This is a genomic window from Nonomuraea dietziae, assembly GCF_014195505.1.
Lineage (GTDB): Bacteria > Actinomycetota > Actinomycetes > Streptosporangiales > Streptosporangiaceae > Nonomuraea > Nonomuraea roseola.
Map to the genome: position 1 here is coordinate 3,963,198 of NZ_JACIBV010000001.1, position 23,586 is coordinate 3,986,783.

The 23,586-nt window shown below is 69.5% G+C and carries 21 protein-coding genes; 16 read left to right on the top strand and 5 right to left on the bottom strand.

Annotated elements, in window-relative coordinates; all coding sequences use genetic code 11:
- Positions 1-11: 11 nt before the first annotated feature.
- Both FHR33_RS18805 and tpx read right to left on the bottom strand, forming a co-directional pair.
- Positions 12-755 (bottom strand): helical backbone metal receptor, encoded by a 744-nt coding sequence (locus FHR33_RS18805; RefSeq protein WP_183649312.1) that lies wholly within the window; start codon positions 753-755, stop codon positions 12-14.
- A gap of 8 nt (positions 756-763) precedes the next feature.
- On the bottom strand, positions 764-1,264 hold the full coding sequence (gene tpx, locus FHR33_RS18810) for a thiol peroxidase (RefSeq protein ID WP_183649315.1): 501 nt from the start codon (positions 1,262-1,264) through the stop codon (positions 764-766).
- Positions 1,265-1,483: 219 nt separating this feature from the next.
- Between tpx and FHR33_RS18815 the strand changes: the two genes are divergently transcribed.
- Entirely contained in the window at positions 1,484-2,812 is a 1,329-nt protein-coding gene (locus FHR33_RS18815) for an LCP family protein (RefSeq protein ID WP_312895608.1), read from the top strand.
- A 46-nt stretch (positions 2,813-2,858) separates the two neighbouring features.
- Here the strand turns inward: FHR33_RS18815 and FHR33_RS18820 are convergent, their stop codons facing one another.
- Positions 2,859-4,715 carry an N-6 DNA methylase gene (locus FHR33_RS18820; RefSeq protein WP_183649321.1) on the bottom strand — a complete coding sequence of 619 codons (1,857 nt, stop codon included), beginning with the start codon at positions 4,713-4,715 and terminating at the stop codon, positions 2,859-2,861.
- A gap of 76 nt (positions 4,716-4,791) precedes the next feature.
- On the opposite strand from FHR33_RS18820, the gene FHR33_RS18825 reads away from it, so the two are divergent.
- From FHR33_RS18825 to FHR33_RS18845, 5 genes are all read left to right on the top strand, one after another.
- Positions 4,792-5,562: a PP2C family protein-serine/threonine phosphatase gene (locus FHR33_RS18825; RefSeq protein ID WP_183649324.1), complete on the top strand. Its 771-nt coding sequence runs from the start codon at positions 4,792-4,794 to the stop codon at positions 5,560-5,562.
- A 74-nt stretch (positions 5,563-5,636) separates the two neighbouring features.
- Positions 5,637-6,131, top strand: a complete 495-nt coding sequence (locus FHR33_RS18830) for a hypothetical protein (protein ID WP_183649327.1) — start codon at positions 5,637-5,639, stop codon at positions 6,129-6,131.
- A gap of 233 nt (positions 6,132-6,364) precedes the next feature.
- Positions 6,365-7,387: a CHAP domain-containing protein gene (locus FHR33_RS49140; RefSeq protein ID WP_376773288.1), complete on the top strand. Its 1,023-nt coding sequence runs from the start codon at positions 6,365-6,367 to the stop codon at positions 7,385-7,387.
- 54 nt (positions 7,388-7,441) lie between these two features.
- Positions 7,442-10,975 carry a methylmalonyl-CoA mutase family protein gene (locus FHR33_RS50370; protein WP_183649330.1) on the top strand — a complete coding sequence of 1,178 codons (3,534 nt, stop codon included), beginning with the start codon at positions 7,442-7,444 and terminating at the stop codon, positions 10,973-10,975.
- Positions 10,976-11,037: 62 nt separating this feature from the next.
- Complete coding sequence (locus FHR33_RS18845; RefSeq protein ID WP_183649333.1) at positions 11,038-11,196, top strand: hypothetical protein; 159 nt, start codon at positions 11,038-11,040, stop codon at positions 11,194-11,196.
- 20 nt (positions 11,197-11,216) lie between these two features.
- Here the strand turns inward: FHR33_RS18845 and FHR33_RS18850 are convergent, their stop codons facing one another.
- Both FHR33_RS18850 and FHR33_RS18855 read right to left on the bottom strand, forming a co-directional pair.
- The gene (locus FHR33_RS18850) at positions 11,217-11,459 is read right to left on the bottom strand and encodes a hypothetical protein (RefSeq protein WP_183649337.1); all 243 of its coding nucleotides are present in this window, start codon (positions 11,457-11,459) and stop codon (positions 11,217-11,219) included.
- Positions 11,431-11,658: a hypothetical protein gene (locus FHR33_RS18855; RefSeq protein WP_183649341.1), complete on the bottom strand. Its 228-nt coding sequence runs from the start codon at positions 11,656-11,658 to the stop codon at positions 11,431-11,433. The genes FHR33_RS18850 and FHR33_RS18855 overlap by 29 nt, the downstream gene beginning before the upstream one ends.
- A gap of 270 nt (positions 11,659-11,928) precedes the next feature.
- Between FHR33_RS18855 and FHR33_RS18860 the strand changes: the two genes are divergently transcribed.
- The 10 genes from FHR33_RS18860 to FHR33_RS18905 all read left to right on the top strand — a co-directional run bounded on the left by FHR33_RS18860 (position 11,929) and on the right by FHR33_RS18905 (position 23,581).
- A complete protein-coding gene (locus FHR33_RS18860; RefSeq protein WP_183649344.1) occupies positions 11,929-12,828 on the top strand; it encodes a serine/threonine-protein kinase in 900 nt (299 codons plus the stop codon).
- A 233-nt stretch (positions 12,829-13,061) separates the two neighbouring features.
- Positions 13,062-14,369, top strand: coding sequence for an ABC transporter substrate-binding protein (locus tag FHR33_RS18865; RefSeq protein ID WP_183649347.1), 1,308 nt, complete (start codon positions 13,062-13,064; stop codon positions 14,367-14,369).
- Positions 14,370-14,430: 61 nt separating this feature from the next.
- The gene (locus FHR33_RS18870) at positions 14,431-15,384 is read left to right on the top strand and encodes a carbohydrate ABC transporter permease (RefSeq protein ID WP_183649350.1); all 954 of its coding nucleotides are present in this window, start codon (positions 14,431-14,433) and stop codon (positions 15,382-15,384) included.
- On the top strand, positions 15,381-16,190 hold the full coding sequence (locus FHR33_RS18875; protein WP_183649353.1) for a carbohydrate ABC transporter permease: 810 nt from the start codon (positions 15,381-15,383) through the stop codon (positions 16,188-16,190). The genes FHR33_RS18870 and FHR33_RS18875 overlap by 4 nt, the downstream gene beginning before the upstream one ends.
- A complete protein-coding gene (locus FHR33_RS18880; RefSeq protein WP_183649355.1) occupies positions 16,187-17,590 on the top strand; it encodes a GH1 family beta-glucosidase in 1,404 nt (467 codons plus the stop codon). Before FHR33_RS18875 ends, FHR33_RS18880 begins: the two co-directional genes overlap by 4 nt.
- Positions 17,591-17,709: 119 nt before the next feature.
- Complete coding sequence (locus tag FHR33_RS18885; protein ID WP_183649358.1) at positions 17,710-19,044, top strand: ABC transporter substrate-binding protein; 1,335 nt, start codon at positions 17,710-17,712, stop codon at positions 19,042-19,044.
- A 90-nt stretch (positions 19,045-19,134) separates the two neighbouring features.
- Positions 19,135-20,106 (top strand): carbohydrate ABC transporter permease, encoded by a 972-nt coding sequence (locus FHR33_RS18890; RefSeq protein ID WP_183660165.1) that lies wholly within the window; start codon positions 19,135-19,137, stop codon positions 20,104-20,106.
- The gene (locus tag FHR33_RS18895; protein ID WP_183649363.1) at positions 20,103-21,005 is read left to right on the top strand and encodes a carbohydrate ABC transporter permease; all 903 of its coding nucleotides are present in this window, start codon (positions 20,103-20,105) and stop codon (positions 21,003-21,005) included. Before FHR33_RS18890 ends, FHR33_RS18895 begins: the two co-directional genes overlap by 4 nt.
- Positions 21,002-21,997 (top strand): LacI family DNA-binding transcriptional regulator, encoded by a 996-nt coding sequence (locus tag FHR33_RS18900; RefSeq protein ID WP_183649366.1) that lies wholly within the window; start codon positions 21,002-21,004, stop codon positions 21,995-21,997. Before FHR33_RS18895 ends, FHR33_RS18900 begins: the two co-directional genes overlap by 4 nt.
- 24 nt (positions 21,998-22,021) lie before the next feature.
- Positions 22,022-23,581, top strand: a complete 1,560-nt coding sequence (locus tag FHR33_RS18905; protein ID WP_183649369.1) for a sigma factor-like helix-turn-helix DNA-binding protein — start codon at positions 22,022-22,024, stop codon at positions 23,579-23,581.
- The last annotated feature ends 5 nt before the right edge of the window (positions 23,582-23,586 follow it).

A 23,586-nucleotide genomic window follows, 5' to 3' on the forward strand; every position in this document is an offset into this window, starting at 1 on the left:
CAGTCTGCCCGCTAAACGCCGAGCCAGCCCTTCAACAGCGCGGGAGCCTCGACCATCGAAGGCCCGTACCAGGTCAGCGCCCTGCCGCTCACCAGCGCGCTCCTGGCGAAACACTCGGGACCGTCCTGCGCGTGAAAGGCGTAGGGCTCGTCCGGCAGCACCACCAGATCGGGGTCCTTCGCCACGATCTCCGCGAGAGGGATCTTGGGATAGCGCTCCGCGTGGCCGGCGTAGAGATTGTCGAAGCCCAGCCGCCGCAGCACGTCCCCTGTGAAGGTGTCACGTCCCACCACCATCCACGGCCTGCGCCAGATCGGGACGACCACCGTCCTGCGCGCCTCGGGCTCGGGCAGGTCCCACGCCGCCCTCGCCCGGTCCAGCCACGCGGGCGAGGGCGTACGGCAGGCCAGCTCGAACATCCTGGCCAGCGAGGTGAACGCCTCCTCGACCGTCCGGATCCGCGTCACCCAGACCGCGATCCCCGACTCCCTGAGGGCCAGGAGGTCGGGCTCCCTGTTCTCCTCCTCGTTGGCCAGCACCACATCGGGGCGCAGCTCCCTGATCCGATCGAGGTCGGGGTTCTTGGTGCCGCGCACCCTGACCACGTCGAGGCCCGGGGGATGGGTGCACCAGTCGGTGGCGCCGACGAGCTTGCCCGTGGCGGCCACCGACTCGGTCAGGGAGGGAACGAGGGAGACGATCCTGCCGACCTCCGCGGGCACCCGCGCCTCGGCCCCCGTGTCGTCGGACGGCACGGCACGGCCTACTTCAGGGCCTTGAGCGCGCTGTCGTAGTCGGGCTCCTGGGTGATCTCGGAGACCAGCTCGGAGTGGACGACGTTGTTGTCACCGTCGAGGACCACCACCGCGCGGGCCGCGAGACCGGCCAGCGGGCCGCCCTCCTGGACCACGCCGTAGTCCGACAGGAACTCCCTGCCGCGCATCAGCGACAGCATGACCACCTGGTCCAGGCCCTCCGCGCCGCAGAAGCGCTTCTGGGCGAAGGGCAGGTCCGCGGAGACGCACAGCACGGCCACGTCGGGGTGCTCGGCCGCCACCTCGTTGAAGCGGCGCACCGATGCGGCGCAGACGCCGGTGTCGACGCTCGGGAAGATGTTGAGCACCTTGGTCCTGCCACCGAAGTCGGCGAGCGTGACGTCCGACAGGTCGCTGCCGACGAGGCTGAACGCGGGAGCCGCGTCGCCGGGCTGGAGGAAGGTGCCGCCCACGGTGATCGGGTTGCCCTTGAAGGTGACTTCGGACATCAGTGCCTCCGGCGAGGAAAGTGTGGCAAACAGAGTCACGATCTTATCCACTGAGCTCGCAATCCCCCGCGCCGGGCGGACCGTGACTCAGTACACTCGGCGACGTTCGACTGGGCCCCCCAACCGGAGTGACATGTGAGCAGCGGGCTCGTTGACGCCCCTCCTTCCCCTGCGCCCGCCCAGGGTCCGCGGCCACGTGCGCGTCGCTGGCTGCGTCGGGTGACCGCGGTCGTGGCGACCGTGGTGCTGGCGGCGGTGGGCGTGGTGATCGGCGTCTACGTGAAACTGACGGGCAACGTCAAGCACATCGAGGTGACCGGCGACGAGCTGGGCGCCACACGTCCGCCCAAGGTCGCCACCACCTCACTCAACGTGCTGATCGTGGGCTCCGACCAGCGTGACGGCAAGAACGCCCGCTACGGCCGCAGCGTCGAGGGCGAGCGCACCGACACGATCATGCTGGCCCACCTGTCGTCCAAGCGGGACGGCGCGATGGTGATCAGCTTCCCCCGCGACTCGCTGGTCCAGCTGCCCGCCTGCCACGCCAAGGGCGGGCTGCCTGGGCAGCAGCCGCATCTCGGCATGATCAACGAGTCGTTCAACTCGGGCGGCATCGGCTGCACGTGGAAGACGATCGAGTCGCTGACCGGCATCCACATCGACCACTTCGTGAAGGTCGACTTCACCGGGTTCAAGAGCATGGTCGACGCGGTCGGCGGGGTGGACGTGTGCCTGCCCCAGCGCATCGACGACACCAAGGCGCTGCTGCACCTGCCCGCCGGACGCCAGTCGCTCAACGGCGAACAGGCGCTCGGCTACGTCCGCGCCCGCTACAGCATGGGCGACGGCTCCGACATCGGGCGCATCCAGCGGCAGCAGATGTTCATCTCCTCCATGCTCAAGAAGGTGATGAGCGGCGAGACGCTCACCGACCCCGCCAGGCTGCTCGGCTTCCTCGACGCGGCCACCAAGGCCGTCACCACCGATCCTCAGCTCACCCCCGGCGTCATGAAGGACCTCGCCACGAGCGCCCAGGGCATGACCGCGGGCCAGATCCGCTTCATCACCACCCCCTGGCACTACTCCGTCACCCACCCCGGCCGCGTGGAATGGGTGCAGCCGCAGGCCAGGACCCTGTTCCAGATCGTGGCCAAGGACAAGAGCGTGGCGGGCATCAAGGGCGGCCAGGCCAAGACGCCGCGATCGAAGATCAACGTCGAGGTGCGCAACGGCACGCTCCGCTCCGGTCTGGCCACGACGGTGGCGGTCGGTCTGGAGCAGCGCGGCTACCACATCACCAAGATCGGCGACGCGCCGCGCAAGCCGGTTCCCCGCACGACCGTCCACTACTCGCCCAACGGGGCGAGCCGCGTGCCCACCCTCACCGCCGACCTTCTCTCCGGTACGGCACGGCCTGTGCCGGGGGCGACGACCTCCAGGCTGGTCCTGACGATCGGCGACGACTGGAAGGGGCTCAAGGCGCTGCGAGCCGATGACTCGGAGGCTCTGAAGGGCTTCGACGCCACCCACGACACCTGCGCCTCATGAGCGGCACCCCAGCGGCGGTGGCGAGCACCAGGCATCCTGTCGCAGATCAGGGTTCGGGGTGGAGCCGGCCGTCGGCCAGCCCCTCGTGCCCGAGCCTGATCAGCGTCTCCCCCAGGGCGGTCGCCTCCCTCAGCGCGTCCTCCATCGTGGCCAGCCGCCTGAACGCCTCCCCGTAGGCCCGCTGCTCGGCCAGCGACAACCTCGGCAGGCGCGTACGGCGGGCGTCCACCCTGCTCGAACCGGCGGGCACGCGCGCGCCCGCCGAGCGCAGGAAGCCGGCGAGGAAGTGCGGGTCCACGCGGCGCTGGTCGGCCCGGTAGAGGGTGAGCTGAGGCCCCAGAACCGCGCCTGCCGCCGTGATGACCCTGGCCGTGGCGTAGGTGGCCACGACGTCGCCGGGCTCGACCGCGACCAGACCGGCCTCGGGATTCGTCGCGCCCGAGGCGCCGGCTCCGCGCTCCACGTCGTCGGCGGTCAGCACGGGCACCTCGCCGCCGTCGAGCGTCATCCTCGGCGGCGCCTGCAGGATCGTCACCAGCCCCGCCTTGACCAGCTCCCCGATCGTGGTGGCGGGCTGGTCGAGCGGCTGGTCGAGGACCCGCAGGTCGGGAGCGTCGACAGAGGCGGCGAGGAAGCGCTCGCGCGCGGCGGCGAAGGCCCTGCCGAGGTCGGCGCCCCCGCGCGGCGCGTGCCGCGCGGGGCTGAGGTCGACCTCGTCGTCGAGCAGGTCGATGATGCGCACCCGGCGGCCCTCCTCGCTCAGGGCGGGCTCCACCCTGGCGAGGTCACCTTCGGCGTCCATGATCAGAATGTCGGACGGCGGGCGCTCGCCACTCTCGGGCCTGCGCAGCAGCCACAGGTCGGGGCCGCCCTGCCAGAGCGTCACCACGGCCCGCAGCGCGCCGGCGCGCAGCAGGTTGCCCCTGATGCGGCGGCCCGCCCTGCGGCTGGCGGCGGCGGCCGGCATGAGGATGGCGACCAGCCCGCCCGGCCTGACGTGGGTGAGGCAGTGCTGGACCCAGGCCAGCTCGGACTCGCCCCTCGGCGGCAGGCCGTACTCCCACCTCGGGTCGCCGCTGAGCTCGTCGTAGCCCCACGAGCGCTCGTTGAAGGGAGGGTCGCAGACGACGGCGTCGGCCCTGACGCCTGGGAAGGCGTCGTGCCTGAGCGCGTCGCCCGCGACGATCTCGGCCTCGATGCCGCGCAGGGCGAGCCTGGCGGCGGCGATGCGGGCCGAGGTCTCCTCCACCTCCTGCCCGAGCACCCTGACGGCCCCGCTCGCGCCGGGGTTTCCTGCGGGGTCTCCCTGGGCGGGGTCGTCGGCTGCGGGCAGGGACAGCGGGAGCGTGGCGAGGCCGCAGGCGGGGTCGAGGACGGTGCCGCCTTCCGGGGCGGCCAGCCGTACCATCAGGGCCGCGACGTCCTCGCGCGTGACGGAGAGCTTGCGGGAGTGGGCCTCCAGGTAGCGGGCGCAGAGGAACTCGTAGGCGGCCCTGGCGCCCCGCTCGGCGGCCAGCTCGGCCAGCAGAGTGGTCAGACCCGCGTCGAGCCCGTGCCCCCCCTCGAGAATGCGCGCCTTCCCCTCGCCGCTCGGCACGGCGGCGCCCTGCTCCCCGAGCGAGGCGAGAAAGCCTCCCGCGGCGGCCACGAGCCGGCCAAGCTGAAGATCTCCGGAAGCTTTCAGGCGTTGCCACGCGCGATCTGCCAGCGAGACCTGGTAGGACTTCCCATAGCGACTCAGCCATGCCTCGACCTCGCGCAACGCGAACAACGGTTGCGAGGAGGTTCCATCGACCGGTTTGGGGAAGTCGTCGTGGCGGCGGCGCCAGTTGCTCACCGCGGCCCGCCCGACACCGGCGAGCCTGGCGATGTCGCCGGCGTTGACGGTCGGGTCGTGGCTCATGGGGGCCACATTAGTTCACAACACTCTTCAGCGCATCTGCTTGTGAAGTGTTTCAACCAATGATTTACTGCATACTATGACGCACAACATCCGCTATGCCGCCGGGTCGGACGTGGGCCGACGAAGGGAGCAGAACGAGGATTCGGGCTACGTGAGCGCCCGCATGCTGGCGATCGCGGACGGGATGGGCGGCCACGCGGCCGGCGAGCTTGCCAGCTCCGCCACGATAGCGGTGCTGCGCGAGCTCGACGCCAGCTTGCCAGAGGCGGGCGCCGACCTCGAAACGGCCCTGGAGGCCGCCGTGCTCGAGGCGGGGCGCAGGCTGGCGGAGCTGGTCGAGATCGACCCCGCGCGCAGGGGCATGGGCACGACCGTGACCGCCATGTTGTGGGACGGCACCAAGTTCGCATTGGCCCATCTCGGCGACTCCCGCGCTTACTTGCTGCGCGAAGGCGCGCTCTACCAGATCACCAAGGATCACACGTTGGTGCAGTCGATGGTGGACGAAGGCCGCATCACGGAGGACCAGGCGGCGGTTCACCCGCGCCGGTCGATGGTGTTGCGCGTGCTGGGCAGCGAGGGCAGGTCGGAGCCCGACATGTCGCTGCGCGAGGCGGAACTGGGCGACCGTTACATGTTGTGCTCCGACGGGCTGACCGACGTGCTCGGTCCCGAGACGCTGCACGAGATCCTGACGACCTACGCCGAGCCTGACGCGGCGGTCGGCAAGCTGATCGAGCTGGCCAACGACGGGGGCGGCCCCGACAACGTGACCGTCATCGTGGCCGACGTGGTGCCTCCTGACGAGAGCAGTAGCTCGATGTACAGGGTGGGCGTCGGATCCTGAGCCGGGTACGGCGGTTCTCCAGCGGGTTGCAAGCGCCGGATCCCACACTCGCGGCAGACGAGAAAGGGAATCCGATGAGAGCCAGCCGTACCATCATGATCGCCGTCACCGCCGGACTGCTGACGGCGGCCCCCGTCACCGTCGCCTCCGCTTCTGCCTCCGCCGACACCGTCGCGCCCGCGACCGGCGGGGAGCTGGGCTGGGGACCTACGTACGCTCCCGGCAAGAGGGCCGTCGCCAAGGGGACGCTGACGTCCTCGGGCCTGAACAAGACGCGCATCCCCGCCACCTCCACGGTCGCCGTCAAGGGCAGGGTCACCGACCTGACCAAGGGCCCGGGCTGCGGGTGGGCGGTCTTCCGCATCTCCTACCGCACGAACGACGGCAACGTGCCCTTCAAACACCGCAGCTACCTCGACTGCTCCAGGGGCACGCCCCGGGCGTTCGCGTTCACCGACAGGAACGTGGCCCTCGTCGAGCTCAAGATGTGCAGCGAGGGCCGCGGTTCCCGGCCGTCCGACGTCTGCCTCTACGCCGGCACGTGGAAGATCCTCTACTCCTCCCTGTAGTAGTGCGCCACACCAGCCACATAGCCAATATTTCGGCTCATATCTAGACACTTTCTGGATGTCTGGAGCGCGACAACCGAGGCGCTACTACAGTCCCTCGTTAGTCGCCGGTCATCTGGGGAGGAGTCGTCCTGGACCCGATCGCTGAAGGACTACTGGAGGCGGCACGCCCTGAGCTCGGCTATCGCGAGAACGGCGGCCAGTACACGAAGTTCGGCACGTGGTACGCGGATCTGGTCGAGGATTCCCAGTACCGCAACGCGCCCTGGTGCGACATGTTCATCTCCTGGGCGGCGCAGAAGGCGGGCGTCCAGGAGTTCGTCGGGCAGTTCGCGTGGACGCCCTCGCACGCGGCCTGGTTCATCAAGCAGGGCGCGTGGTCGCAGCGACCCGAGCCCGGAGCCCTGGTCTTCTACGACTGGAAGGGCGGCAAGAGCTACAAGGGCATCGACCATGTCGGCATCGTCGAGAAGGTCGTCGGATCGAAGATCCACACGATCGAGGCGAACGTCGACAGGGTCTGGCTCAAGCGCAAGGTGCGCGACACCGAGAAGGTCGTCGGATACGGGCTGCCGCGCATGGTCAAGGAGCGTCCAGGGCTGATCGAGGTGCGCCCTTCCGAGAAGCCGGCCGAGCCGTTCGCGGTCCAGGCCGCTCTGCCGGGGCTGACGGTCGAGCAGCAGGGCTCTCCCTTCGACGTGCTCGGCACGCCACAGGCGCTGCTGGCGGCGATGGTGCTGACCACAGTGGTCGTGTCGTTCAGGGTGGCAGGCCGCTCCCGCGGCTCGGGCCGTCACCGCAGAGGGCTCGTGTCGTGGCTGGCCCGCGGCGCCTCCCAGGCCGGGGCCGCCCTCACGACCTCAGCGGAAGCGGGACCTGTCAGGCACCCTCGAGCCACGGCGGCCCCTGTCGGCTCTCGCGCCCCCGGCGCCGCCGGAGCCGGGCGCCCTGCGGTCTCCCGCGCTCCCGTGCCCTCGATGACCGGCGTGCCCCGCCCACGCGCCGCTGCCCCCGCGACCAGGGCCCGCGTGCCCGCCGTCGCGGGAGCGCGGGCCCCCGAGCCCTTGCCGCGAGAGCCCATGTCCGGACCCGGCGCGGGCCAGGGGCAAGGAGACCGCCTGCGTGGCCCGGTGGACCGTTCCGCCGAGCTCGCGCAGGCCGGCCGTACCCCCGGAAGCGGGCACCAGCCCACCTCCACCGCTTCGGGGGGTACGGCCAAGCGACGCAGGCCGTACGAGGCGGCCACTGGGAAATAGTAGGACGTCCTAGTATCTTCGGAAGGGAGGCCCCTCACAAAGGAGTGATCTGGCGTGCACGCACCGGTCCATCCCGTCCGATTCGTGACCGCCGCAGCGCTGTTCGACGGCCATGACGCCGCGATCAACATCATGCGGCGAATCCTGCAGGTACAAGGGGCGGAGGTGGTCCATCTCGGCCACAACCGGTCCGTCGAGGAGATCGTCACCGCCGCCATCCAGGAGGACGTGCAGGGCGTGGCGATCAGCTCGTACCAGGGCGGGCACGTCGAGTTCTTCAGCTACCTCGTCGAGCTGCTGCGCGAGCGCGGCGCGGGACACATCAGGGTGTACGGCGGGGGCGGCGGTGTGATCGTCCCCGAGGAGATCGAGCTGCTGCACTCCCGTGGCGTCGCCCGCATCTTCTCCCCCCAGGACGGCCAGCGGCTCGGCCTGCCCGGAATGATCAACAAGCTGATTGAGGAGTGCGACGTCGAGCTGGGCGGCGCGCCGTCCGTCGAGGCCGTCGTCTCGGGCGACCAGGCCGCGCTGGCCCGCGCCATCACCCTCATCGAGTCGGGCCGCGCCCCCGCCGAGCTGGTGGAGGGCATCCGCGCCCGCGGCGCCTCCCCCACGCCCCCGGCGCTCGGAGCCCCCGCCCCGGCGCAGCCCCCTGCCGCCGAGGCTCCTGCCGGCGCGCCCGTGTCCACCGGACGCAGAGCGCCCGTGCTCGGGATCACCGGGACGGGCGGCTCAGGGAAGTCGTCGTTGACCGACGAGCTGTTGCGGCGGATCCGCGTCGACAACGACGACAAGCTGCGCATCGCCGTCATCGCCATCGACCCGACCAGGCGGCGCGGCGGCGGGGCGCTGCTCGGCGACCGGATCAGGATGAACAGTCTCGGCGGGCAGACCTACTTCCGCTCCCTCGCCACCCGCGGCGCGTCCAGCGAGGTGCCCGCCTGCCTCGACGACGTGATCGCCGCCTGCAGAGCGGCAGGGTACGACCTCGTGGTCGTCGAGACCCCCGGCATCGGGCAGGGCGACGCGGGGATCGTCCCGCACGTGGACGTGCCGATCTACGTCATGACACCCGAGTTCGGCGCGGCCTCGCAGCTGGAGAAGATCGACATGCTCGACTTCGCCGAGGCCGTGGTGATCAACAAGTACGAGCGCAGGGGCGCCGAGGACGCGCTGCGCGACGTCCGCAGGCAGATGGTGCGCAACAGGGCGGCCTTCGGGGTCTCGCCCGACGAGATGCCGGTCTTCGGCACGATCGCGGCCCGCTACAACGACGCGGGCGTCACCGCGCTCTACCACCACCTGCGTGACCTGCTGGTGGAGCGGGGCATGCCGGCGGGTCCCGGGCTGCTGCCGAAGGTGCGGGGACGCACCTCCCAGACGACCGCGGCGGTCGTGCCGCCCGCCAGGGTCCGCTACCTCGCGGAGATCGCCGAGACCGTGCGCGGCTACCACGCCGAGACGATGGCCCAGGCGGCCGTGGCCAGGCGGCGTCAGCAGCTCGCCGCTGTCCGAGCCCTCCTGAACCCCGCCCCCACCCCGCGTTCACCGGGAGCTCCGGCCGACGACCCCGCGGAACGCACCGGAGCGGGCGCGACGACCGCTTACACGGCTGAAGTGGCAGGAACGGGAGCGGACGGCTGGGGATCCGGTCCGGCCGGTCAGGAGACGGGAGCGTTCCCCTCCGGAACCGGTCCTGCCGCCTCTGAGACGGGAGCGTTCCCCTCGGAGACCGGAGCGGGCGCCTCGGGGACCGGAGCGGGCGCCTCGGGGACCGACGCGCGGCTGGAGGAGCTGGCCCGGCAGGCGGAGAGGGAGCTGAGCGAGGAGAGCAGGACGCTGCTGACGCAGTGGCCGGCGATCAAGGCGCAGTACACCGCCGACGAGCTGGTCGTGAAGGTGCGTGACAGAGAGATCCACACCCCGCTCTGGCGCGAGACCCTCTCGGGCAACCGCATCCCCCGCGTGGCGCTCCCCCGCTTCGAGGACCACGGCGACCTGCTGCGCTTCCTGCGCTCGGAGAACCTGCCAGGCCGCTTCCCGTTCACCGCCGGGGTCTTCTCCTTCAAGCGGGACGACGAGGACCCGACCAGGATGTTCGCCGGCGAAGGCGACCCGTTCCGCACCAACCGCCGCTTCAAGCTGCTGTCCGAGGGCCAGCCCGCGACCAGGCTGTCGACCGCCTTCGACTCCGTGACGTTGTACGGCAACGACCCCGACCTCCGTCCCGACATTTACGGAAAAGTCGGCACTTCGGGGGTGTCGATCGCGACGCTCGACGACATGAAGGTGCTCTACGACGGCTTCGACCTGTCGGCCCCGAACACCTCGGTCTCGATGACCATCAACGGCCCCGCGCCCACGATCCTGGCCTTCTTCCTCAACGCCGCCGTCGACCAGGCGCTCGAACGCTTCCGCGCCGAGCAGGGCCGCGAGCCGTCCCCGCAGGAGGAGCAGGAGCTGCGGGCCAGGACACTGGCCACGGTGCGCGGCACCGTGCAGGCGGACATCCTCAAGGAGGACCAAGGCCAGAACACCTGCATCTTCTCCACGGAGTTCTCCCTGCGGATGATGGCCGACATCCAGGAATGGTTCATCCGCAACCAGGTGCGCAACTTCTACTCGGTGTCCATCTCCGGGTACCACATCGCCGAGGCGGGCGCGAACCCCATCAGCCAGCTGGCCTTCACGCTGGCCAACGGCTTCACCTACGTCGAGGCGTACCTCGCGCGCGGCATGCGCATCGACGACTTCGCACCCAACCTGTCGTTCTTCTTCTCCAACGGCATGGACCCCGAGTACTCGGTGCTCGGCCGAGTGGCGCGCCGCATCTGGGCCGTCGCCATGAGAGAGAGGTACGGCGCGGCGGAGCGCTCGCAGAAGCTGAAGTACCACATCCAGACCTCCGGACGGTCCCTGCACGCCCAGGAGATGGACTTCAACGACATCCGCACCACGCTGCAGGCCCTCATCGCCATCTACGACAACTGCAACAGCCTGCACACCAACGCCTTCGACGAGGCCGTCACCACCCCGTCAGCCGAGTCCGTACGGCGGGCGATGGCCATCCAGCTCATCATCAACAGGGAGTGGGGCCTGGCCCGCAACGAGAACCCGCTGCAGGGCTCGTTCATCATCGACGAGCTGACGGACCTGGTGGAGGAGGCCGTCCTGGGCGAGTTCGAGCGCCTGTCGGACCGGGGTGGCGTCCTGGGCGCGATGGAGACCGGCTACCAGCGCGGCAAGATCCAGGACGAGTCGATGCTGTACGAGACCCGTAAGCACGACGGCTCGCTGCCCATCATCGGCGTGAACACCTTCCGCAACCCTCGCGGGGAGGAGCACCACGGGCCGTTGGAGCTGGCTCGCGGAACCGAGGAGGAGAAGCGCTCGCAGCTGGACCGGCTGCACGACTTCCACGCCAGGCACCGCTCGGAGTCGGCGGCGGCGCTACGGCGGCTGCGGGAGGTGGCGATGTCGGAGGAGAACGCGTTCGAGGTGCTGATGGAGGCGGCCAGGGTGTGCTCCCTCGGCCAGATCACCGAAGCCCTCTTCGAGGCGGGCGGCCAGTACCGCCGCAACGTCTGACTCTCGGGGCCGCCGACGAACACCTCGGCGCCGACCAGCACCGCGGTGGTGGCCGACACACCGTGGTGGCCGACACCACCGTGGTGGCCGACACCACCGTGGTGGCCGACACCACCGTGGTGGCCGACACCACCGTGGCGACCATGAACCCTCCAAGCCGACAACCGAAGCCGCTACAGACGGTCGCCGTGTTCCGATGGAATACGGCGACCTCTGGATGACGGGCAGCTCCCCGCCGCCTCTACGACCCGGCGTCCTCCGAGAACACCTCGGCCACGGTCCCCGCCGTCGCCGCCCGCGCACCCCACCGCAGAAGCTGCTCGGGATCCTCACAAGCGTCGACGACCCGCCGCTGCTCGTCGTCCAGGCGCAACCCCCGCGCCTCCAGCATCGTGTGGAGCATCCGAGCCTCGCCCCGAGCCTCGCCCCGGGCCTCGAAGATGCGGGTGAACGAGTCACTGACCAGTGGAACGGTGGTGACCACGATTTCCTCCAAGACAGGCCCGATCGCGGATGTTCAGGTCCACCGACTCCAGGCGCGCATCGCCGTAACCGGTGGGATCGCCGTCGGTCGCGAGCGCGAGAAGCTCCAGCGCGAATCCGGGACGCCGCTGGATCATCTCCAGCGGCATCTCATGGGGAAGGCCGGGGGCCAAGGTCATCCTCCTTTGGGTGACCGCCACTTTACTGACTGTAGTCGCGAAGAGTGATGCGATCTCTGAAGCGCTGATCTCCCGCGCCCTTCACCTCACCTGGAGCGCGCGAGCGCCATCCGGCATCTGGGATACCGAGGCCGGGTGGTCGACGGGGGTGGGGCGAGGAGGGCGGCGCTGAGTCGGAGGTGAGGGATGATGCCTTCCCGGAGCCGCGGTGCCCGCGAGTCCCCGAATCGCGTGATGGTCGGGGGCCGGGGCGGTTGGTGTAGCTTTTTCCGAGAGGCGCAGGGAGGTCGAATGGTCATCGGCGACCGGTATGAGCTCGACGACCTCCCCCTGGGCCGTGGCGCCATGGGCGCCGTCTACCGGGGTCACGATCGGCATCTCGATCGCAGGGTGGCCGTCAAGCTGCTCCACCCCTTCCCCGGCAAGGGCCCCGACGAGGAACTCGAGCGCAGGTTCATCAGGGAAGCGCGCATCCTGGCGCGTCTCGAACACCCCGGCGCGCCCGTCCTGTACGACTTCGGCACCCACGAGCAGCGCCTCTACCAGGTGATGCAGTTCATCGACGGCGTCACCGTCGCCGACCTGGTCAGCGAGCACGGCCCGCTGCCCGCCCCGTGGGCGGTGGCCATCGCGGCCCAGGCGTGCGCGGTGCTGTCGGCCGCCCACGCGCTGGAGATCTGCCATCGCGACCTGAAGCCGACCAACCTCATGCTGTGTCCCGACGGCAGCCTGAAGGTGCTCGACTTCGGGCTGGCGATGCAGCGCGAGACCGACGGCTCGCAGTTCACCAGGATCGGGCAGATCCTCGGCACGCCCGCCTACATGGCGCCCGAGCAGATCCAGCGCGGCGTCGCCGAGCCGCGCAGCGACCTGTACTCGCTGGGCTGCGTGCTGCACGAGATGCTGACGGGCCGGCAGCTGTTCACCGGGCCGACGGAGTACGTGGTCTTCGAGAAGCAGGTCAAGGAGCGCCCGCCGACGGTTCCCGGGCTCCCCTCCGCGCTGGAGAGGGTCCTGTCGGACGTGCTGGAGAAGTCCGTGGAGGACCGGCCGAAGGACGCCAACGAGCTGTACGAGCGGCTGGAGCCTTTCGCGGTGGATCTGCCGATGCTGCCCGGCTTCCTCACCTCCCCCGTGGTGCCGAGTCCGGGCAGGATGTACGCGAGGATGGCCGGTCGCGTACTCGGCTGAGAAAACGCTCTCTCACGCCAGGTAACACTCTGGAAACGGACTCTTATTCTGGGAGCGCTCCCAACGCTGTGTAATCGCCGCTGTGACGTGGGTAAACGCGGCGAATCGCGAGAGAGCGCTCTCCGCATAGTTACCGAAACGATCCGTTGACAGGCGGCGGCCCGGCCAGCAACCTCTCTGAGAGAGCGCTCTCTCACTTACCTCATCACTGTCTTGCCCTCAGGGAGGGTTCCATGGCCACGCCGTACTCCCAGGCCCGCCGCTTCGGGCGGCTCGCCGTACCGGTGCTCACCGCGTCCGCGCTCGCCCTCGCTCTCGCCGCCTGTGGCGGCGAGGCACCCAGCGGCACCACCGCAGGCACGCCCGCGGAGAAGGTGACGCTCAGCATCGCCCTCTTCGGCGACTTCGGCTTCAAACCGTTGTACGAGGAGTACAAGAAGACGCACCCCAACGTGGAGGTCGTCGAGCGGGTCACGCAGTTCAACGACCACCACAACAACCTCGTCAAGCGGCTGGCCACGAACGCGGGCGCCGCCGACATCGAGGCCGTGGAGGTCGGCTACATCAGCTCGTTCACCGCGCAGGCCGACAAGTTCCACGACCTCAAGCAGTACGGCCTGGACAAGCGCCAGAGCGACTACCTCGACTGGAAGTGGCAGCAGGGCCTGTCGAAGGACGGCTCCAAGCTGCTCGGCCTCGGCACCGACGTCGGCGGCCTGGCCATGTGCTACCGCAAGGACCTGTTCGAGAAGGCGGGGCTGCCGACCGACCGCGAGAAGGTCGCCGAGCTCTGGCCCACGTGGGAGCAGTACATCGAGACGGGCAAGAAGTTCGCCGGCAGCGTCAAGGACGCCAAGTTCGTCGACTCGCCCGGCGAGATCTTCCGCGCGATCGTCAACCAGGCGCCCGTCGGCCTCTACGACGCGCAGGACCAGATCGTCGTGGGCACCAACCCCGAGGTCAAGAAGGCGTGGGACCTGTCCAACCAGCTCACCCAGAACGACCTGACGGCCAAGCTCGCCGCCTTCTCCCCGCCGTGGAACACCGGCTTCGCCAAGGGCTCGTTCGCCACGATCATCTGCCCCGCCTGGATGACCGGCTACATCCAGGAGCAGGCCAAGGACGCCACGGGCAAGTGGGACATCGCGAAGGTCCCCGGCGGTTCGGGCAACAGCGGCGGCTCCCACCTTCTCCTGCCCAAGCAGGGCAAGCACCCCAAGGAGGCGGCCGAGCTGATCGACTTCCTCACCTCGAAGGACAACCAGGCGAGGGTGTTCAAGGAGGAGGGCACGTTCCCCTCGATCCCCGCGCTCTACGACGACCCGTCGATCCAGAGCTTCACCAAGCCGTTCTTCGGTGACGCGCCGATCGGCAAGATCTACTCCGACGCGGCGCGCAGCCTCAAGCCGCAGCACCTCGGCCCCAAGGAGGGCGACGTGCGCGTGGCCATCGGCGACGGCCTCGGCCGCGTCGAGCAGGGCAAGCAGACACCCGACGAGGCGTGGGCTCAGGTCATCTCGGACGTCCAGAAGATCAAGTAGCGGCCGGTACGGCGGGGCGGCCGCCCGCTCCGCCGTACCGCATGACACCAGAGGACCCCGCATGGCCACGCTCCAAGCCACGGCGAGGCGCAGGCACCGGCGGCTGGTCAGGCACACCCTCGACCTCAAGCTGTCGCCCTACGCCTACATCGCCCCCTTCTTCCTGCTGTTCTGCGCCTTCGGCGTCTTCCCGCTGATCTTCACCGCCTGGGTGAGCCTGCACGAGTGGACGCTCACCTCCGACGTGCACACCTTCATCGGGGCGGAGAACTTCACCACCCTGCTCGGTGACGGCTACTTCTGGAACGCCACGTTCAACACCTTCTCGATCGGGATCATCTCGACGGTCCCCCAGTTGGTGCTGGCGATCTGGCTGGCGCACCTGCTCAACCGCCCGCTGCGGGCGCAGACGTTCTTCCGCATCACGCTGCTGGTGCCGAACGTGACCAGCGTGGTCGCGGTCGTGGTCATCTTCAGCCAGCTCTTCGGCCGCGACTACGGGCTGATCAACTGGATGCTGTCGTGGTTCGGGATCGACGGTGTGGCGTGGGCGGAGGGCACCGCCACCTCGCACGTGGCCATCTCGGCGATGATCATGTGGAGGTGGACGGGCTACAACGCGCTGATCTTCCTGGCCGCCATGCAGGCCGTGCCCAAGGAGCTGTACGAGGCGGCCACGCTCGACGGCGCGTCCAACCTGACGCAGCTCCGGAAGATCACCATCCCGATGATCAAACCGACCATCGTCTTCGTGGTCACCGTCTCGACGATCGGCGCGATGCAGATCCTGGCCGAGCCCCTGCTGTTCGGCGCGGGCAGCGGCGCGGGCGGCATCACCAGCGGCGGCCCCGACCACCAGTTCCAGACCCTCGCCCTCTACGTCTACGACCTGGGCTTCAACAAGTTCGACTTCGGCTACGCCTCGGCCGCCTCGTGGGTGATGTTCCTGTTCGTGGTGCTGGCCGCCGGGGTGAACTACCTGCTGACCCGCCGCATGGGAGGTGCCTTCAAGTGAGACGACGCCTCAGCTATCTGACGCTGCTGGCGGTGGCGTTCTTCTCTATCTTTCCGCTCTACTACAGCGTGGTGGTGGCCTCGCGGCACAACTCGGCGCTGGCCGAGGTGCCGCCGCCGCTGCTGCCCGGCGGCAACTTCTTCGCCAACGTGGCGCGCGTCTTCGACACGGTGCCCTTCGCCATGGCGCTGCTCAACTCCTTCCTGGTGGCGGGGTCGATCGCGGTGGCGGTGATGTTCTTCTCGACCCTGGCGGGGTTCGCCTTCGCCAAGCTCAGTTTCAGGGGCAAGAACATCCTGCTGCTCATCACGGTGGCGACCATGATGGTCCCCGCGCAGCTGGGCATCATCCCGCTCTACATGCTCATGGTGAAGATCGAGTGGACGGGCTCGATGTACGCCCTGGTGGTGCCGGCGCTGGTGAACGCCTTCGGGGTGTTCTTCATGACGCAGTACCTCTCGCGGGCGCTGCCCACCGAGCTCCTGGAGGCGGGGCGGGTCGACGGCGCGACGACCTGGCGCCTGTTCTGGCACGTGGTGCTGCCCACCGCCAGGCCCGCCGCGGCCGTGCTGGGGATGCTGACGTTCATGTCGGCGTGGAACGACTACTTCTGGCCGCTGGTGGTCCTGACCCCGGAGAACCCGACGGTGCAGGTGGCGCTCTCGACGCTGGCCAGCGGTTATGTCAACGACTACGTGCTCGGGCTGGCGGGGACGGCGGTGGGGACCCTGCCGCTGATCCTCGTCTTCATCCTGCTCGGCAAGCAGATCATCGGAGGAATCATGCAAGGAGCTGTCAAGGGATGACGATCACGACCATGGAGACGCGGGGGACCGTGGTCTTCCCTGAGAACTTCGTCTGGGGGGCGGCGACCGCCTCCTACCAGATCGAGGGCGCGGCCAAGGCGGACGGGCGCGGCCCGTCGATCTGGGACACCTTCTCCGCCACGCCCGGCAAGGTGCGCGAGGGCGACACCGGCGAGGTGGCCTGCGACCATTACCACCGCTATCGCGACGACGTGGCGCTGATGAAGGACCTGGGCCTGAACGCCTACCGGTTCTCCGTCGCCTGGCCGAGGATCCAGCCCACCGGCTCGGGGGCGGCCAACCAGGCGGGTCTGGCCTTCTACGACAGGCTGGTGGACACGCTGCTCGAAGCGGGCATCGCACCCTATGTCACGCTCTATCACTGGGACCTGCCCCAGGCGCTCGAGGACCTGGGGGGCTGGACCTCCCGCGACACCTCCTACCGCTTCGCCGACTACGCCGCGATCATGTACGACCGCCTCGGCGACAGGGTGAGTCACTGGACCACGCTCAACGAGCCATGGGTCTCGGCCTTCCTCGGCTACGGCAACGGCGTGCACGCGCCTGGCCGTACCTCCGCCCATGACGCGCTCAGGGCCGCGCACCACCTGCTGCTCGGCCACGGGCTCGCGGCGAGCGCGCTGCGCTCGGCGGGCGCCGAGGAGATCATGCTGGTGGTCAACTCGGCTCCCGTGCTGACACCCGCCCAGGTGAACGACCCCTCCGCGGCGGTGTCGGAGGCCGACGCGGCGGCCACGCAGCGCGCCCACGCGCTGCTGACGCGCCAGTTCCTCGACCCTGCACTGCTCGGCCGCTACCCCGAGGAGGTCCTGGAGGCCGCGGAACGCAACGGCGGCACCGCGCACGTCCTCGACGGCGACATGGAGATCATCAACGCCCCGATCGACCTGGTGGGGATCAACTACTACAACCCCTGCGTGGTCGAGGACGGCCCAGGGCTGCCCGCGGACGCCGCGTGGCCCGGCTCCGAGGGCGTGCGGTTCGCCACCGTCGAGGCCCCCGTCACCGCGATGGGCTGGCCGATCGTGCCCAGCGGCCTGTCCCGCCTGCTCGTACGGCTGTCGCAGGACTACCCGCGGGTCGGCCTCATGGTCACCGAGAACGGCGCCGCCTTCGACGACGTGGTGGAGGACGGCAGGGTCCACGACGACGCCAGGCTCGCCTACCTGGAGGGGCACCTGCGCGCGGCGCACGAGGCCATCGAGGCGGGCGCCGACCTGCGCGGTTACCTGGTGTGGTCGCTGCTGGACAACTTCGAGTGGGCCGAGGGCTACGGCCGTAGGTTCGGCGTCGTCCACGTCGACTACACCACCCAGGCACGCACCCTCAAGGACAGCGCGCTCTGGTACCGGAACGTGATCAGCCGCAACGGTCTGTGAGCGAGGGGAGCCCGGGTGATTTTCCTGGGCTCCCAACGAACCGTGACATCACAGATATTGACCTCGTTATGTGCGCAAACAATCCTCAGAGAACGCTCTCACGGCCTAGGAGGATGCACATGGCGTTTGCCTCCCGACTACTCGTCGGGGCCGTCGGTCTGGCACTGGTCGCCACCGGCTGCGGCTCCACTTCCACCGCACCAGAGGCCGAGGGGAGCACATCGGCCGACTGCGCCGCCTTCTCCGCGTACGGCAAGCACGACGGCAAGAAGGTCAGCGTCTACTCCCCCATCCGTGACGCCGAGGCCGACCTCTTCCAGCAGAACTGGAAGCCGTTCGAGAAGTGCACCGGCATGAAGATCACCTACGAGGGCACCGGCGAGTTCGAGGCGCAGATCCAGGTCCGCTCCGACGGCGGCACCCCGCCCGACCTGGCCTTCTTCCCCCAGCCCGGCCTCCTGGCGCGCTTCGCCAAGGCGGGCAAGCTGAAGCCCGCCCCCGCCGAGGTCAAGACGCTGGCCGAGGAGGGCTGGTCCAAGGACTGGCTGAACTACGGCACTGTCGACGGCGCCTTCTACGCCGCGCCGCTGGGCGCCAGCGTGAAGTCCTTCGTCTGGTACTCGCCCAAGACCTTCCAGGAGAAGGGCTGGAAGGTCCCGACGACCTGGGACGAGCTGATGACGCTCACCGAGACGATCGCGGCGGGCGGCCTCAAGCCGTGGTGCGCGGGCATCGAGTCGGGCGAGGCCACCGGCTGGCCGGCCACCGACTGGATCGAGGACGTCATCCTGCGCGAGCTAGGCCCCGAGGAGTACGACAGGTGGGTCGCGCACGAGCTGAAGTTCAACGACCCCAAGGTCGTCGCCGCCGTGGACAAGGTCGGCGCGATCCTCAAGAACGACAAGTACGTCAACGGCGGCTACGGCCCCGTCAAGTCGATCGCCAGCACCGCCTTCCAGGAGGGCGGCGTGCCGATCACGACGGGCAAGTGCGCGATGCACCGCCAGGCCTCCTTCTACGCCAACTTCTGGCCCGAGGGCACGAAGGTCGCCCAGGACGGTGACGTCTTCGCCTTCTACCTGCCGGGCAAGGACGCCTCCAGCAAGCCCGTGCTCGGCGCGGGCGAGTTCGTCGCCGCCTTCACTGACAGGCCCGAGGTCAAGGCGTTCCAGCGCTACCTGGCCACCGCCGAGCACGCCAACGCCAGGATGAAACTGGGCACCTACGTCTCCGCGCGCAAGGGCGTGGACCTGGCCAACGCGCAGAACCCGATCGACAAGCTGTCGATGGAGATGCTCGGGGACCCCGCCACCGTGTTCAGGTTCGACGGCTCCGACCTGATGCCCGCCGCCGTCGGCTCGGGCTCCTTCTGGAAGGGCATGACGGACTGGATCAACGGCAAGGACACCAGGACGGTGCTCGACTACATCGACGCCTCCTGGCCCCCGTCCTGACAGCCCCGTCGTGACACGTCGCGGTACGGCGGGCACCGGCGCCCGCCGTACCGTCTCTGCCCGGAAGGACCACCAGGAGGATCCTTGGACCTGGACTTCGACCTGAGCGCCGAGTCGCCGAAGTTCGTGCAGCTGGCGATCGGCGTCGTGGCCTTCCTGGCCGTGGTCGGCCTCGTCCTGCTGCTCCTCGACCGGACGCCGATGCGGCAGCGGGCCAGACTTCACGCGACGATCCTGCTCGCGCCCGCCGTCACGCTGCTGACCATCGGCCTGATCGTCCCCGCCGTGCGCACGACGCTGCTGTCGTTCATGAGCGGCGACGGCACGGACTTCGTCGGCCTGGCCAACTACGCCTGGATGTTCACCCAGCCCGAGGCCGTCACCGTGCTGCGCAACACCCTCGCATGGGTCGTGCTCGTGCCGTTGCTGGTGACCGCGATCGGGCTGGTCTACGCGGTGATCGTGGACCACAGCAGGTTCGAGTCGCTGGCCAAGACGCTGGTCTTCCTGCCGATGGCCATCTCGTTCGTCGGGGCGGGCATCATCTGGAAGTTCGTCTACGCCTACCGTCCCGAGGGCGCCGACCAGATCGGCCTGCTCAACCAGGTCGTCGTGTGGTTCGGCGGCGAGCCCCGGCAGTGGCTGCTCGACTCGCCGCTCAACACGCTCTTCCTGATCGTGGTGATGGTGTGGATCCAGGCGGGCTTCGCCACGGTCGTGCTGTCGGCGGCCATCAAGAGCATCCCCTCCGACATCGTGGAGGCGGCCAAACTCGACGGCGCGGGTCCGGCGCAGATGTTCTTCAGGGTGACGTTGCCGTCCATCAGGCCGGCGATCATCGTCGTGCTGGTCACCCAGTCGTTCGGCATGCTGAAGCTCTTCGACATCGTCCGTACGATGACCGGCGGCCAGTTCGACACGAGCGTCCTGGCCAACGAGATGTACAACCAGGCCTTCCGCTACGGCGAGACCGGCAGGGGCGCCGCGCTGGCGGTCTTCCTGTTCGTCCTGGTCACCCCGGTCGTCGTCTACCAGCTCAGGACCAGGAGGGCCGTCCGATGACGAGCGTGCGCGCGAGCCTGTCCAGCAGGACGGCCTCCCTTGTCGCGCTGCTGATCGCGGTGCTGTGGACGACGCCGACCTTCGGCCTGCTGCTGTCGTCCTTCAGGCAGGAGGACCAGATCAAGTCCACCGGCTGGTGGACCTTCTTCTCCGCCCCCGAGCTCACCTTGGAGAACTACCAGGAGGTGCTGTTCGGCGCGTCCTCCTCCTCGGGACAGCTGGCCAGCTTCCTCATCAACTCGATCGTCATCACCGTGCCCTCGGTGCTGTTCCCGCTGGCCTTCGGCTCGTTCGCCGCCTACGCGCTGGCCTGGCTGCCGTTCAGGGGCCGCGACTGGATCTACATCGGCATCTTCGCGCTCCAGGTGGTGCCGCTGCAGATGGCGCTGGTGCCGCTGCTGTCGTTCTTCTCCCAGGGCGTCGAGGTCTTCGGCCTGCACCTGCTTCCCGCCTGGAACCTGGAGGGCACCGGCAGGTTCGTCCAGGTCTGGTTCGCCCACACCTGTTTCGGGCTGCCGCTGAGCATCTTCCTGCTGCACAACTTCATGTCCGAACTGCCAGGCGAGCTGATGGAGGCCGCCCGCTCCGACGGGGCCACGCACGGCATGATCTTCCGCAGGATCGTGCTGCCGCTGGTCGCGCCCGCCCTGGCCAGCTTGGCGATCTTCCAGTTCCTGTGGGTGTGGAACGACCTGCTGGTGGGGCTGATCTTCGCGGGCGGCACCGCCGAGAGCGCGCCGATGACCGTACGGCTGGCCCAGATGGCGGGCACGCGCGGCAACGAGTGGCAGCGCCTGACCGCCGGGGCGTTCGTCTCTGTCATCATTCCTCTCGTGGTCTTTCTGTCGATGCAGCGGTATTTCGTCCGAGGGCTCCTGGCCGGAAGCGTCAAGGGATGAGGCGCCCCACGCTGGAGGCGGTCGCCGCCAGGGCGGGAGTGTCGCGTGCCACGGTCTCCCGGGTGGTCAACGGGCAGGCCACGGTGGCGCCCGACATCCGCGACGCGGTGCTGCGGGCCGTCGACGAGCTCGGCTACGTGCCCAACTCGGCCGCGCGCAGCCTGGTCACCCAGCGCACCGACTCCATCGCGCTGGTCTTCTCCGAGCCGCCGACCAGGGTGTTCTCCGAGGACCCGATGTTCTCCACCGTCATCCGCTCGGCCAGCGTCGAACTGGAGGCGGCCGACAAGCAGATCGTGCTCATGCTGACCAGCTCGGCCAAGAGCCAGGCCAGGATCGAGCGCTACATCGCCAGCGGGCACGTCGACGGGGTCATGCTCATCTCGATGCACGGGGCCGACCCGCTGCCCGCCGCCATCGCGCGCATGCGGGTGCCCGTCGTCTCGTACGGCAGGCCGGCCGTCCCCATAGACATCCCCTTCGTCGACAACGACAACGTCGGAGGGGCGGCCGAGGCCGTCACGCACCTGGTGGAGTCGGGGCGGCGCAGGATCGCCACCATCGCGGGGCCGCAGGACATGATCGCCGGGATCGACCGGCTGGCGGGCTACCGCGACGTGCTGCGCGGCTCCGACCGTCGCTCGATCGTCGCGGTCGGCGACTTCACCCGCGAGTCCGGCGCCATCGCGATGCGGCAGCTGCTGGAGGACGACCCCGCGCTCGACGCCGTCTTCTGCGCCAACGACCTGATGGCCGTGGGGGCGCTGCAGGCGCTGCGGCAGGCGGGCCGCAGGGTGCCCGACGACGTCGCGGTGGTCGGCTTCGACGACATCGAGGCGGCCAAGTACACCGACCCGCCGCTGACCACGGTCCGCCACCACATCTTCGAGCAGGCCGCGGCCATGACGAGGCTGCTGATTGGGCTGTTCGAGGGCGGCTCGGCCGAGCCGGTGATCCTGCCGACCGAACTGGTCATCCGCGAATCCTCCTGAGATGCTGGCCACGGGGGTGGCTGCATGGGTCCTCCGGGCGACTTCACCGATTTCGTCCTCATCAAGGGCATGGGGTTCGTGCGCTACGGCGTCGTGCTCACCGGTGACCAGCGCGAGGGGGCCGACCTCGCCAAGGAGGCGCTGTCCTGCCTCGAGGGCCCGAGGTCCGGCAATGCCGACAGCTTCATCGGCACCACGATGACCCGCCTGTACGTGAGCTCCAGGCGGCGCAGACGTCCGCCGAGCATCCCGGCCTCGGACATCACCGCCCACGGCGGCGACCCCGAAGTGTGGCGGCAGCTCGAGGAGCTGCCCGCGCTCCCCCGCGCGGTGATCATCCTGCGCTCGTACGGCGGGCTGTCCAACGAGGAGATCGCGAAGGTCCTCGACCTGCCCCTGTCCACGGTGCGCGACCAGACCGTCCCCTTTCGCCAGGACGACCTGCTCAGGACCCTCGACGCCGCCGCGGCCACGGCTCAACCCGCCGACCTGCTGTCGGACCTGGCGCGGCTGCGCCGTCGCAGGGGCAGGAGGCGGCTGCGCTCGGCGGCGGTCGCGGGGCTCGCCCTGGCCACGATCGCGGGGGTGGCCGTGCTGGTCAGGCCCACGATCGCGGCCCCGGCCGCGCCCCTCTCGGCCACCGCGCGCCCCGAGCCCTCCACGGTCGGCCTGGCCACGGCGGCGCAGGAGGTGTGGCCTCACGCGGTCTCCATGCTGCCCGCCCGCTCCGCCGACGGCCTGGTCTACCAGCCCGCCGTGGCGATCGACGACCGCCGTGTGGTGCTGCTCGCGCAGCGGCGGCTCGGCTACGACGACGTACGGCTGGACGTCTACGACGCCGGCACCGGCCGTCTCACCAGGTTCGCCAAGCTGCCGGGTGACGACGAGACGCGCAGGTTCGCCACGGACGGGCGGTTCGTCGTGTGGAGCGCGCTGAGCCTGCGCGAGGACGACACGCTGGAGACGCGGTTCTGGAGGGTGCCGGTCAAGGGCGGCAGGCCCAGGCTGGTGACGAAGGCGGCGCAGGGTGACGCGCTGGCTCCCTCGCAGACGCATTTCCAGCTCGGCGGCGGCTACCTGCTCTGGAACACCGACAAGGCGATCTACCGGCTGCCGCTATCGGGCAGGGGACGAAGGGAGAAGGTGCGCGAGGGGCTGAGGCTGCTGGAGTGGCCGTGGGCCGCCGACCTCTCCGGGCGCACGCTGACCGACCTGGAGACCGGCAGGTCGCGCGAGCTCGTCACGAGGGAGCGGGGGCTCGCGCGGTGTTCGCCCGACTGGTGCGTGGAGCGGAACGCGATCTCGGGGCTGATGACGGCCCGCCGTACCGACGGGTCGGGGAGCGTCGAGCTGCCGGGCTCGACGACCGAGGGGCCGATCCTGAACAGGTTCGTGGTGCTGCGGCTGCGGGCCGGCCTCAAGGTGATCAAAGATCTGCGGGCCGGCACGCTGGCCACCTTCGACCCCGCCGAGCCCGCCCTGACCACCAGCCTGGGCGACAGGACCGCGCAGGGCACGCTGCTGGCCTGGAGCGACTCCGCGGGCCGCGATCTGTGGGTGCTCAACCTCAAGGCGGTCAGGTGACGGCG

What these genes read in the sequence shown, in the direction of transcription:
- tpx (WP_183649315.1), bottom strand. Translation starts at nt 1,264, where the DNA reads ATGTCCGAAGTCACCTTCAAGGGCAACCCGATCACCGTGGGCGGCACC.
- FHR33_RS18820 (WP_183649321.1), bottom strand. Translation starts at nt 4,715, where the DNA reads ATGAGCCACGACCCGACCGTCAACGCCGGCGACATCGCCAGGCTCGCC.
- FHR33_RS18825 (WP_183649324.1), top strand. Translation starts at nt 4,792, where the DNA reads ATGACGCACAACATCCGCTATGCCGCCGGGTCGGACGTGGGCCGACGA.
- FHR33_RS18830 (WP_183649327.1), top strand. Translation starts at nt 5,637, where the DNA reads ATGAGAGCCAGCCGTACCATCATGATCGCCGTCACCGCCGGACTGCTG.
- FHR33_RS18860 (WP_183649344.1), top strand. Translation starts at nt 11,929, where the DNA reads ATGGTCATCGGCGACCGGTATGAGCTCGACGACCTCCCCCTGGGCCGT.
- FHR33_RS18865 (WP_183649347.1), top strand. Translation starts at nt 13,062, where the DNA reads ATGGCCACGCCGTACTCCCAGGCCCGCCGCTTCGGGCGGCTCGCCGTA.
- FHR33_RS18870 (WP_183649350.1), top strand. Translation starts at nt 14,431, where the DNA reads ATGGCCACGCTCCAAGCCACGGCGAGGCGCAGGCACCGGCGGCTGGTC.
- FHR33_RS18880 (WP_183649355.1), top strand. Translation starts at nt 16,187, where the DNA reads ATGACGATCACGACCATGGAGACGCGGGGGACCGTGGTCTTCCCTGAG.
- FHR33_RS18885 (WP_183649358.1), top strand. Translation starts at nt 17,710, where the DNA reads ATGGCGTTTGCCTCCCGACTACTCGTCGGGGCCGTCGGTCTGGCACTG.
- FHR33_RS18895 (WP_183649363.1), top strand. Translation starts at nt 20,103, where the DNA reads ATGACGAGCGTGCGCGCGAGCCTGTCCAGCAGGACGGCCTCCCTTGTC.
- FHR33_RS18900 (WP_183649366.1), top strand. Translation starts at nt 21,002, where the DNA reads ATGAGGCGCCCCACGCTGGAGGCGGTCGCCGCCAGGGCGGGAGTGTCG.
- FHR33_RS18905 (WP_183649369.1), top strand. Translation starts at nt 22,022, where the DNA reads ATGGGTCCTCCGGGCGACTTCACCGATTTCGTCCTCATCAAGGGCATG.